Genomic DNA, 14927 nt, shown 5'->3' on the forward strand with positions numbered 1-14927 from the left:
AATTTTGTAACGCAAAAAACTCTCGTCCCAACATAGGGACGAGAGTTACTCCCGTGGTTCCACCCAATTGAAAGAAAAAATCCTTCCACTTGATTACCCTTAACGCGGGAAACGGCAAGGCTTACTCATTTCGGCTTTGCACTCAAGGGTGGTCTTCTCCTGACCTTCGTGAGAAATGCTTACAGCCGCGGCATTTCTTCTCTTGCACTTAAGATCAAGGTACTATCCCTGTCAACGCTTTGAACTAAAAATTTTTCAAATCCAGTAAACAAGTTGCTTATGCAACACTTATTAACTAGCTTTAGTGATTCTATTATACAAAAACCTTGCTTATTTGTCAAAAATCCTCACATAGAGAACAGCCGCTGCAGTCGCGCACACGATTCCCAAACACATTTCGAATCGTTTGCAGCGTATCCATAAAGCCATCATAGCGGATATGCAAAGTGATCTGACGTGGAGCCACAGCGATTAGGGCGCTTACAAGAAGGTCTTCGTAACCTAACTCATGTAAATTATCAAGCTGATAATCTGCCAGGTAATCATGGGTTACATCATCTCCTTGGTCGTCAAAAAGGCGAAACTTCCCTTTAGATGTCATGCCAACGTGAAGATACTCTAGCTGAGGAGTTTGGTTATCCACAAAATGTTTTAAGAGTTGTATGAATTCCAGATACTCCTTTTCCACAATGTACTCTTCAATAGCGAATTCTACGGCTTTACTCACATCACGCTTATACTCTTGAGCGCGAAAGCTCAGAAAACCCTCGATATCGAAAATTGAAGAATGGTCCAAACAACTAAGAATTTGTGTTACTAATTTTGTTTTGCGGCTCACACGATAGGTGCGCTCCTGGCCCAACCCTCTGTTCAAGTATTCTAAAGCCTTTTTTAGGATTTTTTGTCCATTATCATCTAATAAATAATTACTTTTTTTAATAATGCGGCGAACATGCTCTTTCTCCCAATGAAGCAAGATCGTTTCAGCTAAAGCGTTCGCTAAATAATATCGGTGGATTTTTTGCACCATCTCTTCATTCTCGGTCTCTGCAAGAGATGTATTCAGAAACTTACAATGAATAAGCCAACGTCTTCCTTGCTGCTGTTCAATAATTTGTACGGGAAGCTGTTCTTGCTTACCCAATTCACGTAAGCACTCGCATATACTCTCATGGTATTTTTGCGTACCTAAGCGCACAGAATGTTCCACTGGCACCCCTCCATACTAAAGTATATGACTTTGTTAAAGTCATATTTCAGTTGGGCCAATCTGTTAGCATTTTTCAAACCTATATTTTTTGAAAATAGTATTGGTCATCTCTTACTATTACCATTAATTAACACTTTCATTCCCTAACTTTGCCTACTCTTTCCTCTCAATTAATTACTTTAATCAAGCAGATAAAAAGCAAGCCCCTCGGCTAATGCCGAGGGGCTTTGAGAAACAAGTATAAAAGAATGCGCTACATTGTAGACGTTTTATTATTCTTTTTCAATACCCTTTTATTGGCTAAAGCAGAGAGAAAAGAATCACTGCTGTCAACCACTTCCTTATCCGCTGAATAAATTCCATCAATTTCATTAATATCTTCAATCAATTGATCAATGTCGAGCTTACGAAACGGAGTCCTTAACTTGTAGTGAATCAAGGTCCGGTTTTGTTCCTCTTTTTGTAGGCTCATGGAAATATTTTGCGGAACAATACCATGAGACTCAATGACTCTATTTATTTCCTTGACTTTGCAAGTCCCATTAAGGGCAACGACTTTAAGTGTTTGACTGTTTCTGAAAAAATAATTTTCTACCAAACGTTCAAGGGTAATGAAAACCATAAAGGTGACCAGAGACGAGGAAAAATAGAAACCTGCTCCAACTGCTAATCCAATGGCCGACACAACCCATAAGGATGCAGCGGTCGTTAAACCCCTAATCGATGTTTTATCCCTGAGGATTGTCCCGGCACCTAGAAAGCCAATCCCTGAGACTACTTGAGCAGCTAAACGAGCTGGGTCTTTGTTAACTGATGTAAAATTAGTAAAGCCGTACATGGATAAAATCATAATTAAGGCGGAACCTAAGCACACTAAAATGTGGGTTCTAAACCCGGCAGGGCTATCGTTTCGTTCACGTTCAAGACCGACAATCCCTCCAAAAATACAAGCTAAAAGAAGTCTAAGGGCAACTTCATAATCGGTAATATGCACTGTTTTTCACATCCTTCTCCGTATCGTTCAGCCTGCTCAGTTAAACAGCTAAGATCAATCGAGTCTTAATTGATTAACCCAGCTTCCCTAAACAGCAGATTAATAATGATAATTTTAGCACAACCCGACAAATTCAAACTAGCGCATTTATTGTTAAATGAAAGTGAGAAAAACTAAAGATTCTCTTATGATAATCTATTCCAACTATTCGAGATAAAGAGTATAATTCCTTTAAATTTTATCAGAAGTAAAAATGTTCTAATTAATAAATTTAATACCTAAGTAAAATAAATAAGGTTGTAACAAATTTAAAAATGTTACAACCTGGACAAAAGTATAAGATTTCTATAACTACTTTATAATTTATTCCTCTGTATTTTGTAACAGCTCTTTTACGTAGTTAGGTAGGGCAAAGCACCCTTTATGAATTTCGGTGTTGTAATACTTCGTTTTGATTCCCAGGCTGTTCCATGCCTGCTCATCTATATGAGTTAGGGGATCGTAGGCTTTCGAGGCAAAACCAAACAGCCAGTGCCCCGATGGATATGTTGGAATATGCGCCTGATAGACTCGGCAGACTGGGAAAAATTCTTTAATTCGTTTATGTGCCCGCTGCATCGACTTTGCATACGACGAATAATAAGGACTTTCATGCTGATTAACAAGAATTCCATCTTCCTTCAGCGCTTTAAAGCAGTTGCCATAGAATTCTTTAGTGAATAGCCCTTCCCCTGGTCCGAAGGGATCAGTGGAATCTACAATGATTAAATCATAGGCATTTTCCTTGGAGCGGACAAACTTCAGTCCGTCCTCAAAATACAACTTCACACGTGGTTCATCGAATTTGCAGGCCGTCTGGGTCAAATATTCTCGGCACACATCGACGACCATCTTATCAATTTCTACCATGTCAATGCTTTCAATCGAGTTGTAGCGCGTGAGTTCTCTTACTGTTCCGCCGTCGCCAGCCCCTATGACCAAAACATTTTTGATCTTAAGGTTGGTCGCCATTGGCACATGGACAATCATATCATGATAAATAAATTCGTCTTTTTCGGTAACCATCATTAAACCGTCCAACGTAAAAAAATTGCCAAACTCCTTAGAGTTGAAGACATCAATTCTTTGAAACTCGCTTTGTCCGGTATAAAGAGGCTTATCTACCTTAATAGAAAAACGAACGTTGTCAGTGTGTTGTTCTGTATACCACAATTCCATGTTACGATTCCTCCAATACTTTAATGCTCCTAACGGACATATCCTCCGTCCCTGTCAGGAAACAGCCCTTGGCCTTGGCATAGGTAATATAATCAATAATTTCATTGGTTATCCGTTCTCCTGGCGCCAAAATAGGAATCCCTGGTGGATAAGACATAACAAATTCTGCACATATATACCCATCACTAGCTTCGAGATCAACTGAATGCTGAGGGGAGTAGAAAGCTTGCTGAGGCGTCATCACTACATCAGGATTAATGTACTCATGATCAAGCATTCCCACTTTATCTTTCATATAACGCCGTTTAATTTCAGACAAAGAAGACACAAGTCGTTCTAAGGCCAGTTCGCGGTCTCCCACCGAGATGATGGCCAAGATATTGCCGATATCACCCATCTCGATCTGTATCCCATAATCATCACGTAAAATGTCATAAACTTCAATTCCTGCCAACCCTATTTCACGAGTATAGACGGAAAGCTTGGTGTGATCAAAATCAAACACGGAATCCCCATTAATAAGTTCTTTAGAAAAAGCGTAATAACCCCCGATTTTGTTGACTTCTTCCCGCGCATAGTGAGCAAGGGATGAAACTTTATCAAAAATGTTTTTACCGTCTAAAGCTAGGTTGCGTCTGGAAATATCCAGTGACGACAAAAGCAGATAGGAGCCACTGGTAGTTTGGGTTAAATTAATCGTCTGACGTACATGACCCGTACTTAAGCGACCACTTTTCAACAAAAAAGAACTTTGAGTCAGTGATCCACCCGTTTTATGCATGCTAACTGCTGACATATCGGCTCCCACTGCCATCGCACTCACGGGCAAATCCGCCCCAAAATAAAAATGAGTTCCATGCGCCTCATCTACAAGGACAAACATATTTCGCGAATGAGCAAGCTCTGTAATGGTTTTCAAATCCGAGCAGATGCCATAATAGGTTGGATTATTAACGAAGATTGCTTTTGCATCGGGGTTTTCCTCAATGGCTTTTTTTACATCATTCACCGACATCCCAAGTGGTATTCCCAATTGTTTGTTGACGCCGGGATTTACATATACCGGAATCGCCCCACTGATAATAAGTGCATTTATGGCACTTCGGTGAACATTGCGGGGCATGATAATCTTGTCGCCCTGTTTACACACACTCATGATCATCGCTTGAACCGCTGCTGTAGTTCCATTAACCATAAAAAAAGCGTGCTCTGCGCCGAAAGCGTCGGCAGCCAGTTCTTCCGCTTCCTTAATTACAGAAACGGGATGAACCAGATTATCGAGTGGCTTCATGGAATTAACATCTACCGAGAGACACCTTTGCCCCAAAAATTTTGCAAGTTCGGGGTTTCCTCTGCCTTGTTTGTGACCAGGCACATCAAATGGTACGACTCGCATAGATTGATAGTTTTCAAGTGCTTCATAAATGGGTGCCTTGCTTTGCCATTGTAAATTCATGAAAAGCACCACCTCTCCCTATCCTTAAATTGAAAACTTTTATCCTAACACCTACTTAAAAACAATATGATTAGTATATTAAACAATCGCGAAAATATCAATGAAATAGACCTTAACGCAACCCTTTATAATCCAAAGCATTCTCGCGTCAGGTATTCCGCTGCATATAACTAAGATAAACGATTGCTTTTTAAGCCTGGTATTATCAGTTCTTAGACCCTAAAAAACCAATATATGTGTATAATACGACGGAAACTAATGATATGCAGAAAATAAGCTCTCTCTACCCATAACACTCTCAACCTCTAAATTTAGATATCTCAGATTATACCATATCTGATGGGGTTCACAAGCCTGCTGAGAGCTCCGAAATTCCTTAACCCAACATTTGATGTCAAGACTTATTAATTTTTATCAAAACAGTCGCCAATAAGGCAGGAATGAATGCTAGAGCACAAATAAACGCCATGTTTTTAAATCCATACAATATGGCCTATGCTGCTAAGGGTTAAATGGATTTATCATTACTAACCACGTATGTGTATATGTACGCATAAAAAGATAAGACAGACGAAAGATGCTGCCTAAATCGAATCGTATAACTAGGCAATAAACTCTAAACCCTTAGAACTACGAAATCAGATTTTCTGATGTTGATTTCTAAAACTTGATTCATCGATCAATCCATGTGGCGGAACGTTGATAAATTCATCTTCAAGCCAAGGTCCATGGACTAATTTTTTAAAATATGTTAAACTCCCTTTCGTTATCTCATGATCTAATTTTAGTAACCTCCCTATTTCCCTGGAACGCTGCAAGTATATCTCATCATTGTTAATACCTGTGCGAATAAATAAGACACGCTTATAGTTACTATACATAAGGTCAAGGATTTTGGCTGCCATTTTTTCTCCATACTTTTCGTAGGTGCGATGATACTCTCCAATAATCGATCCCTCGCTATTCGTCCAGCCACATGACATATACAGCGTACCCAGTTCCTCCAAATGGTGCTTTTCATAATTTGCTTGAGAGCCGAGAAGCAGGGGAGTGCATTCATGTACTCGTGGTATTGTCAAAGTAAAGTCACCTGCCCGCAGCTTATTTGCAGCGCCCCCGCAAAGTCCATAACCTAAAATTACATGCGAACAGCCAACTAAACTATCTAAAATACTCTGCAATTCCAGTCGCAATTTCTCCGGATGATTATGCCGTATCTGCGGGAGAAATTCAAACTGGATGTTACGACCTGCCGATACAGCAAGAAGTTCCTCTTTCATAACCTCGCAAGCAATTATCTTTAGAGTCATAATAGCATCTCCTTCTCACTCGTATCCTTACTTTACGTCTATCTCTGCCCGATAATGCTCCGTAAGCTGCCAACACAATTTCAGATCTAACGTGTATATACACATTAATGGATAAAATTCTAAGGCCGTACGGCCTTTGCTTTCAAGAAATTGTGTCACGTATCTATATCGTTCCATTCACATTAAAAACCAATTGACGTTCATATAGTTACGCTACTGAAATACTATGATAAGGATAGTTTTTTGTCAATCATCTATGAAATTATTTTTAGTTCTAAGGCTCTACAGGCCATTCTGATATCACGATCCTCCGATAAAAACTTATTTAAGCAACACATTTATTAGCTAGACAACTATTTTCGGCTTATCAAAGGAGGTTAATGGCATGAAAAAGCCTCTCTTCAGAGAGGCTTAATGTTCATATGGTGGGTTTGAGAGGACTCGAACCTCCGACCCCCGCGATGTCAACGCGGTACTCTAACCAGCTGAGCTACAAACCCATATGGTGCCGATGACCGGAATCGAACCGGTACGGGCTATTAACCCGCGGGATTTTAAGTCCCGTGCGTCTGCCAGTTCCGCCACATCGGCAAGATTAAATTGGAGGCGGCACCCAGATTTGAACTGGGGGATAAAGGTTTTGCAGACCTCTGCCTTACCGCTTGGCTATGCCGCCATGGGATGATGAATGGAGCGGGTGACGAGATTCGAACTCGCGACTTTCACCTTGGCAAGGTGACACTCTACCACTGAGTTACACCCGCGTGGTGCCTCAGGACGGAATCGAACCGCCGACACGAGGATTTTCAGTCCTCTGCTCTACCGACTGAGCTACCGAGGCAATTAATATGGCGACCCCGATCGGAATTGAACCGACGATCTCCTGCGTGACAGGCAGGCATGTTAACCGCTACACCACGGGGCCTCATTCTCTACGTCTTCGACCCCAGGCTTTCCTAACGGACTCACAACCTCTGACCTTTGAATTGGTGGGCGATGACAGGTTCGAACTGCCGACATCCTGCTTGTAAGGCAGGCGCTCTACCAGCTGAGCTAATCACCCGGGCGACTGACGATTATCAGTATACACAAAAATATGCTCTCTGTCAAAACTTTTTTTTATAGTCATAGATTTTATATTATCGGTCAAATTCTTCCGAGCATCACAGGCTTATCCTAACTTGTCGATACCTTTTTTTGCTTAACTACATCTTCAATATTAATGGAACGAGTATGCTTAGTGTGAGACCATTGTTTATCTTTGCGATTTATAAAGCCTAAAAATACGATCGGAATCCAACTATAGATAAATATGGGATAGAGAATAAGGCCTACATAAGCCCGCCAAGGTATCCGATCGAGAGCTAAAGCCGCTACCGGATAAAGGTATTGAATAGAGGATAATATTTGCCATCCCGTCCAAGGCATAACTAATGTAAAGACATGTGTATAATGTACCTGTAATGCAGAAATAAAATTTGTAATCATAAAAAAGGTTGCGATCATAACAAGTGCAGGTTGGAAGAGGTGTATCGCTGCATCAAGGTACATAATCTTCCTTTCACGTATTCCTTTGAATACTAAGGGAAAAAAGTAACGCCCGGCCACATCTACTTGACCCTGAGCCCATCGTTTTCTTTGATACCAAGATTGCATAAATGTCAGCGGTTTTTCATCATAAACAACAGCATCATGGGCCCATGTTGTTTTGATACCATGGGATAATGCTTTCATGCTAAACTCAAGATCCTCAGTCAGAGATGTTGCTCCCCAACCAAATTCTTTTAGGACATCCGTAGAGATGCACATGCCTGTCCCACCGAGAACATTAGAAAGACGGCCTGTGTTATATCTTGCAAGCTGCAGCAAGCGATTTGTAACCCAAAAAGCTATGGAAAACGTATTAGTTACCCATGTATCAAACGGATTTTTCGAATCTAAGTAACATTGAACTATTTTATGTCCCTGGCAAAGCTTGCTATTCATTTCGAAAAGAAAATTACTTTTGACTAAATTATCGGCATCAAAAATCACTATTGCATCGTATTGACGCTCCATTTTAAAAAGGCGATGGAACATCCATTCAAGAGCATAGCCCTTACCTCTTTTTTCAGTATTGAAACGTCTATGAACAATCGCGCCTGTGTTACGTGCAATTAGGGCAGTTTTGTCAGTGCAATTATCTGCAACTACAAAAATATCAAACAGTTTCTTAGGGTAGTCAAGCATTCGAAGATTCTCTACCAGCGGTCCAATTACAGCTTCTTCATTATGTGCTGCGACTACTACAGCAAAGCTTTTCTCAGGCGTAAGTACCTTAACCTCTCGCTTGCGGTACAACCCAAACATTGATAAAACAAAATAGTAAAAGGTCAAAAAGATAATAATTACTTGGATTGGAACCATAATAATGTTGAATAACTGTGTAACTGTAAGCCCAGACAACAAATCCACCGATCTGACCTCCTTCTAACCAATAAATTCTAACATAGGAACCAAACCTATGCAAGGATAGTTGTCCAAGATTTATACCCAAAATGTTCACCATTTACTCTTATTTACCAAATTATTAGATTAGAACTAAATTATTCTTATTGTCATTGCCGTTCTGATAATTTAAAAACTATAAAGGCAATAAGAGACACGCAAAATAACATAAACGTCAGACTAGCCTTTATCCCAAAACCTATTGATTGCCAATAAACATCGCCTATATGTGAACCAGATACCCAAGGAACAAAAAATCGAAAGAGATGTGCGGCCCCATTACCTAAAACAAACAGTAAAAGAACACCTGAGATTATCAATAGTATGCCCGACATGCCTAGCGGAGTATCCAAACGCCATCGCCTAATTATATCTCGTTTCCACCAATGAAATTCTATTTTCATCGAATCAAGCCATCTTTGCCACATCTTCCTCACCTCAGTTCTACTTTATGAGCAACTTTGTAAAAGATCATCAGCTTTTAAATAATTAAGTATAATTACCATTTTTGCTGGTTAGAATCTCCAGCAAGGAGGTGGCTTATTATGCCAATTCCATCTGATGATGGTAAATTCATTCACTGCTCATATTGCAACCAAAAATTTCGGTTTGGGTATGATGCAGATAAGCATGAAAAAGAAAACCATGCCGACCAATTATCGAACTAAAGAGAAATAACATCAGATATTCAGATGAAGCAGCCCAATGTAGATTGAACAATGACACATAATTAACGCTTCTCTAATGATCACGCGCATAACACTAAATATCACAGTCCAAATCACATGGAGATTCGCGTCCGAATGCTCGTGTGATTTTTGGCTTATTTATAAGGTTTATGAAGTATAGCCTATTAATTGAACCCCTGTGTTTTGGTATTACGAATTAAGTTTTTACTCCCAAAACAACTGTTTAACATAAAGAACCATGAATCCTTTGAAGCCCTTAGTACCATCCCGTACAGATTGATCAGTTCAGTATTTGTGTTTGTTGACACAATCTGGCGTCTCTCCTTGGTGGGCTTCCGAAAAAGCGACTCTAATCTCGGCTAAATTGGGATCGCTCACATACCCCACCAGCCGACATATAGAGCTGGGGCCTTTTTTTATTCAATTTAAGTACAAGTTTTCATTAAGATAAGCAAGTATCTCTTTTGATAATTGGACGTGGAATTTTTCTCTATCAAATCCTTCCGGGTCAGTTGATGGTTGGAACTTCGTATTTTTCATTGACTCTGGAAAGGGACTAAGAAAAGAAAAATGACCCGCATTGGCAATCTTCCTGAGAGTAACCAGTGATTCATCCGGAATGCTCTTTAATACAGTTTCGGCATTCCAAGCAGGAGTGATTGGGTCATGTTCCGCTGTTAACATAAGGATAGGGATTGTTACATTATCCAAACCATTCATGAACCAGCCTGTTCCAGGAGCAAGCAAAACTATTGCCTTAATTCTTGGGTCAGGATTAGTTTCTATTTTTTTGCCTTCTCTTGTTCTTGGAATGCCACCTGCCAATGCAAGAGCTGTATACCCACCCATTGAATGCCCTATGACTGCCACCTTCTCATCTATAATATGTTTGCTAAAAAAACTATCTGAAAGAAGTTTGTCAATTGTTAGGCTGATATGCTTTGGTCGCAGAATAAGATTTTCTTCGGTGTTTTCTAATTCATTATTATTCCTGTTGTTTCCATAATGCTCTACCATCGCCACAATAAAGCCATTTTTTGCAAGGTGTGTGCTAATTGTTCGATAAAGAAGATGCGAACCTCCGCTGCCATGAGAAATCATGACAAGTGGAAATCCACCCTCTAAAAACTCGGCATTGACACAAACATCCATTGTGTATGGCCCAAATGCTGTCGGGGCAGAAGACTCATTTGTTGGATATTGCACAAGAACATTAAAAAAAATGTCTTTGCTTTCATCTCTAATTTGAATTTCTTTGCATCCCACATATGTATTGAATTGTTTACTATTCATAGTATACCTCCTAAAGGTTACCAATTTGTCAACTTGTAGTCCTAGATGTCTAAACGAAGGTTGAGTCTACATAGGCTCAACCTTTTGTCACCAATTATCCTACCAATCATCACAGTATAAGAACATGCAAACATGTATAAAAAACAAACTGTGCATGGACACAGCTTGCGATTGTTAACGTACCATCATAATATCAATTTTATCGACCGAGCAATATTGTCTAAGTAAATCACAATACCTATCTACAACCTCTTGTAAGTCACTTTCTCCATCGAAAGAATAAATCACGCTCATTATAGTTCGACTGCCACTCTGAATCATCGCTCTTCTACTATCGCTAGTAGGATTACCAAAGGCACCCTTCTTATCGTAAAGTGTAGGTAAATGCTCGATGTTTACCGTATCCTTACCTATTCCCTGATATTTTTCACCGTCTAACGCTCTTTTTAATTCTATTGGTTCTGAAAGCAACTCTATATCATAAGAGCCAATTGAATAACCAGTTGTCACAGACATTAAATTATTAACATCAATTATATTATTTATATAATAAAGTCCATTTCCCTTTATTATTCGACGATGCATTGCCTCACAAGCATTCCTGTATTCCGAAGGGGATTTACCCAATGCCTTATATGCATTTCTTGTTGACCGAATGTGGGGTATATCAGCGATATCTTGCATTGTATACCGATTATTCAATCCTTCAATAGTTCTTTGAAATAATTCCAAAAACCGAGGAGAACTTTCTTCCACTTTAGCGGAATATATCAATATCCCTAAACATACATTTTCACATATGTCTTTAACTTCATAGCTAATTTGAACTTGCATTGATAAACCTCCATATTAAGAGTAACTGTTTTCATGTGGTTAGGGGTTAAACTTTCCCACCCAAATCTTAAATTGCCTGCCTATCGACTCAAAATAATCGCCGAATACAAGTAAGAATAACGCTGAAGAAAGTAATAAAGCACCTAAAAGCTGAGATGCATTAAATTTCTCACCGATAAGTAAAACTGACAAAGTAGTAGAAGTTAATGGTTCAAATAATGTGGCAATTGACGCTTTGGTTGCTGAAGATTTCTTTAATCCCTGAGTAAAAATAATGTAGGCAATCGCCGTAGGTACAACGCCTAAATAAAGTAATATAGCCCATGCATTCCAAGAAAGGTTGCCTGGTATTTTGACAAATGGAAGCATAAGCAATGCTCCCAAGCTAAACGTAATTGATATTACCTTGGTAGACGGATAATAAACAACCAGTTCCTTGCCACATAAAGTGTAAACAGAATAAGATAACCCTGCTCCTAGAGCCAAAATATATCCCCAATAGCTAGTACCCGCTAAAATTTGATTGCCTCTTAAACCGATAATCAAAGATGTCCCAACTATACTAACCACAAGAGCGGTAATAACTGTAGTTTTCATTTTTTCTTTGAGAAATATTCTTGAGAGTATTGCTACAAATATTGGAGCGGTACATAAGGCTATCAGCGTAGCAACCGAAACCATTATACTTTTAACTGCCGAAAAGTAGGCAATTTGATACGTTGCAACAGTGATTCCATAAATCACGAATAACACATAGTGTCTTCTATCTATTTTAACTTTTTCTTTTAATTGTATCTTTGACATAGTCAACAAAACAGGAGAAGCAATCAATAAACGCATAGCCCCTATCGTCAATGCAGATAGAGAGTATATGTTGATTAAATACTTTGCAGAAATACCTGCTGTCCCCCAAAGTATAGCGGATAAAACTATTAGCATAAGACCTGTGTTCACTTTTATCAACCTTTCTCATGATTTACTTATTATATTAATAAAAGTGAACTGTGTTTTCTTATCTTAAATTAAGGCCGTTTTATCCTAATTACGCCTTTTTCTATACCAAATAGGGTTTAACCCTTCAATCTTTCTAAACAGCCTTGTAAGAGATGATTGGTGTGAATAACCAACCTGTAATGCAATCTCCAATAAAGATAGTTCTGTTGTTTCCAGCAATTCTTTCGCCTTCTCTAAACGAATTTTTTGGATATAAGCATTTGCTGTCATGCCAGTTTGATTGTAAAACCACTTGCAATAGTATGAAACGTTAAAATGCTCAATTGAAGCTAAACGCTCCACCATTAACTGCTGGTGGAAATTTTCATGTATAAATTGTATTGATGCAGGAATATTCTGTTGAAATAAAAGACTGCCTGAATATCGCACTAAATCCGATAAAGAACTGCTGTCTGTCTCTTGTAATATTAAATATCTAATCGCCTTCCATCGTTCATCAAAAACCTGGTGCAGTTCTCTGTTAAATGTTTTAACCCCAAATGTATAAAAGAGTTTAGAAGGTATGTCTAATACCAAGAACTCATTTTTGCTTTTGCCATAAAAACTATGTGTAAAATCAGGAGGCAAAAAGAACAAAGATTTATCATCCAACTCAAGGTCGAACATATTTGTTTTTATGTTCATATTACCTTGTAATGGTAATATCAGTTGCCAATAAGGATGAGAATGGGTTTGACACTTATCCGTATATGTTCTACGTTCACATTTTACTGAATCGAGTAAATCCATTGCGTTCTCCTCCTTTTAGAAACAAATAGCGATTACTATTATATCATAATAATGTACTTGCTTTATTAATTGCCTGAAAATGCTAAGAGATAGCCAAAAGCCAGCCAGCAATAAATTGACTGGCTTTACTCAATAATGTTAGATAGAGAACATTATTTGTGGTAAGGCTCACCATTTCATAAGTAAATCATTGGCGGTGCTATTGTTTACTTATCTAACGTATAATGGTCATCACTAATATCCATAACAAATGACTTCCAAATGACCTTCGCATAATCCAACTTTTCGGGAGCACCTTAGTAACTATTTTACCATTCTAAACCTTCATGAAGCGAGTTTTTAACCGAAGATAGGCCAGTACACGATAAAGGGTTAACGGAGCCCATGCTGTATATCGGCCTCTTATTGGTGTCAGCAATTCACGCCTCATAAGGAAACTCTATTATCTTAGCCTTTCGCCACAGGACCACCCACAAGGTATTCCCCTGCCGTGTGACGAAAGTCGGACGAGCTTTTCGCCACACTGCGACTTATAACGCAGACTCCTGCAGTGTGGATCCCGGACGGGTGGAACCCCGTTGCTTTCATTCTACTAAACTCCACATCTGTTTCCATCCTTAGCATAAAACAAGGGGCCGTTGCAAAACGAACTAAAATAGTTCGCGAGCAACGGTCCTTCTTCTTCTTTATAAAAATAAAACTGCAGGTCCCGAAGAACCCACAGCTAGCGTATAATTTTAGTTATGCTAGTAACCAAATTACACTCTAAAAATTATACCGAATTAAGTGGACACTATCAATTAGTTTTGCCATTTAATTTTGACGTGTTAATACCGGAGGATGACTCAGTTCGACTACTAAGCCACATTTTGGAGGGATTAAATTACGAAGCGTTGTATCAGGCCTACTCTTCCACTGGAAGAAAACCTGTAGTCGAACCCAAAATCCTGTTCAAAGTATTGACCTATGCCTATATGAACAACATTTACTCAAGTCGGAAGATTGAAGTTGCATGTAAAAGAGATATTAACTTCATGTGGTTATTAGAAGGATACAAAGCACCGACCACAGCACCATTGCTCGATTTCGAAAGGACTATCTAAAAGAAGCAATAGAAGGCCTCTTTTTTCAAATGGTAACGTATTTACATACGATTGGCGAAGTAGAGTTTAAGAACCTCTTTGTCGATGGGACAAAACTTGAAGCCAATGCTAACCGTTATACGTTTGTCTGGAAGAAAGTTGTTCATAAGAATGAGGCCAAGATGTTCCTAAAAATTCAGTCCTGTCTTGAGGAGATCAATTTGAGCTATTTGAAGAATTTTAACGTAACCAAGGAAACGTTGCTTAAGGATCTTAAGGTTGTCCTTTCCTACCTGGAAGAAAAACGTCAACAAGAGCAGATTCAATTTGTTCATGGTATTAGAAAACGGAAATCAAAGCTGCAGAAGTTCACAGAAGACGTGAAGAAATTCTATACCCGGCAAGAAAAGTACAACCGACATAACCAATTCTTCAAGGGAAGAAACAGCTATTCCAAGACCGATCCTGATGCCACGTTTATGCATATGAAAGATGATCATATGCGCAATGCTCAGTTAAAGCCGGCTTACAATGTCCAGATTGGCGTGGTAAGTGACTATGTAACAGGGGTTGGAATCTTTCAGGATCGTAACGACATAGCAACACTGATC

At 39.1% G+C, this 14927-nt stretch carries 11 protein-coding genes, 7 tRNA genes, 1 pseudogene and 1 other annotated feature (1 of these 20 cut by a window edge); of the genes and pseudogenes, 2 read left to right on the forward strand and 17 right to left on the reverse strand.

The genetic code is table 11. The features are described from left to right. Window positions 1-31: 31 nt before the first annotated feature. Window positions 32-244, reverse strand: a binding site (T-box leader). Window positions 245-337: 93 nt separating this feature from the next. From ytxC to VZF35_RS14355, 13 genes are all read right to left on the reverse strand, one after another. After that, window positions 338-1210 (reverse strand): sporulation protein YtxC, encoded by an 873-nt coding sequence (gene ytxC, locus VZF35_RS14295; RefSeq protein ID WP_407305817.1) that lies wholly within the window; start codon window positions 1208-1210, stop codon window positions 338-340. 253 nt (window positions 1211-1463) lie between these two features. Then, window positions 1464-2204 (reverse strand): MgtC/SapB family protein, encoded by a 741-nt coding sequence (locus VZF35_RS14300; RefSeq protein ID WP_407305819.1) that lies wholly within the window; start codon window positions 2202-2204, stop codon window positions 1464-1466. A gap of 363 nt (window positions 2205-2567) precedes the next feature. Continuing rightward, entirely contained in the window at window positions 2568-3422 is an 855-nt protein-coding gene (speE, locus tag VZF35_RS14305) for a polyamine aminopropyltransferase (RefSeq protein WP_407305821.1), read from the reverse strand. Window position 3423: 1 nt separating this feature from the next. Continuing rightward, complete coding sequence (locus tag VZF35_RS14310) at window positions 3424-4878, reverse strand: aminotransferase class I/II-fold pyridoxal phosphate-dependent enzyme (protein ID WP_407305823.1); 1455 nt, start codon at window positions 4876-4878, stop codon at window positions 3424-3426. A 638-nt stretch (window positions 4879-5516) separates the two neighbouring features. Further along, on the reverse strand, window positions 5517-6188 hold the full coding sequence (locus VZF35_RS14315) for a DUF1638 domain-containing protein (RefSeq protein WP_407305825.1): 672 nt from the start codon (window positions 6186-6188) through the stop codon (window positions 5517-5519). 423 nt (window positions 6189-6611) lie between these two features. Then, a tRNA-Val gene (locus VZF35_RS14320) sits at window positions 6612-6688 on the reverse strand. 3 nt (window positions 6689-6691) lie between these two features. Beyond that, window positions 6692-6779: transfer RNA gene (locus VZF35_RS14325), tRNA-Leu, on the reverse strand. Between the two features lie 10 nt (window positions 6780-6789). Continuing rightward, window positions 6790-6864, reverse strand: a tRNA-Cys gene (locus VZF35_RS14330). A 13-nt stretch (window positions 6865-6877) separates the two neighbouring features. Beyond that, window positions 6878-6952: transfer RNA gene (locus VZF35_RS14335), tRNA-Gly, on the reverse strand. A 1-nt stretch (window position 6953) separates the two neighbouring features. Continuing rightward, window positions 6954-7029 (reverse strand) — tRNA-Phe (locus tag VZF35_RS14340). An 8-nt stretch (window positions 7030-7037) separates the two neighbouring features. Further along, window positions 7038-7113: transfer RNA gene (locus tag VZF35_RS14345), tRNA-Asp, on the reverse strand. A 62-nt stretch (window positions 7114-7175) separates the two neighbouring features. Beyond that, window positions 7176-7251 (reverse strand) — tRNA-Val (locus VZF35_RS14350). Between the two features lie 113 nt (window positions 7252-7364). Next, on the reverse strand, window positions 7365-8642 hold the full coding sequence (locus VZF35_RS14355; protein ID WP_407305827.1) for a glycosyltransferase family 2 protein: 1278 nt from the start codon (window positions 8640-8642) through the stop codon (window positions 7365-7367). 578 nt (window positions 8643-9220) lie between these two features. Between VZF35_RS14355 and VZF35_RS14360 the strand changes: the two genes are divergently transcribed. Further along, on the forward strand, window positions 9221-9343 hold the full coding sequence (locus tag VZF35_RS14360) for a hypothetical protein (protein ID WP_407305829.1): 123 nt from the start codon (window positions 9221-9223) through the stop codon (window positions 9341-9343). A 441-nt stretch (window positions 9344-9784) separates the two neighbouring features. Here the strand turns inward: VZF35_RS14360 and VZF35_RS14365 are convergent, their stop codons facing one another. From VZF35_RS14365 to VZF35_RS14380, 4 genes are all read right to left on the reverse strand, one after another. Then, window positions 9785-10657, reverse strand: coding sequence for an alpha/beta hydrolase family protein (locus VZF35_RS14365; protein ID WP_407305831.1), 873 nt, complete (start codon window positions 10655-10657; stop codon window positions 9785-9787). Window positions 10658-10831: 174 nt separating this feature from the next. Further along, complete coding sequence (locus VZF35_RS14370) at window positions 10832-11491, reverse strand: B3/4 domain-containing protein (RefSeq protein ID WP_407305833.1); 660 nt, start codon at window positions 11489-11491, stop codon at window positions 10832-10834. A 39-nt stretch (window positions 11492-11530) separates the two neighbouring features. After that, entirely contained in the window at window positions 11531-12445 is a 915-nt protein-coding gene (locus VZF35_RS14375) for a DMT family transporter (protein WP_407305835.1), read from the reverse strand. Between the two features lie 84 nt (window positions 12446-12529). Continuing rightward, window positions 12530-13234, reverse strand: a complete 705-nt coding sequence (locus VZF35_RS14380; RefSeq protein ID WP_407305837.1) for an AraC family transcriptional regulator — start codon at window positions 13232-13234, stop codon at window positions 12530-12532. A 743-nt stretch (window positions 13235-13977) separates the two neighbouring features. Here VZF35_RS14380 and VZF35_RS14385 point away from each other — a divergent pair. Next, window positions 13978-14927, forward strand: a pseudogene (locus VZF35_RS14385) (IS1182 family transposase); it runs 654 nt beyond the window's last position.

This window comes from Desulfosporosinus paludis (assembly GCF_045689965.1).
Classification (GTDB): Bacteria; Bacillota; Desulfitobacteriia; order Desulfitobacteriales; family Desulfitobacteriaceae; genus Desulfosporosinus; species Desulfosporosinus paludis.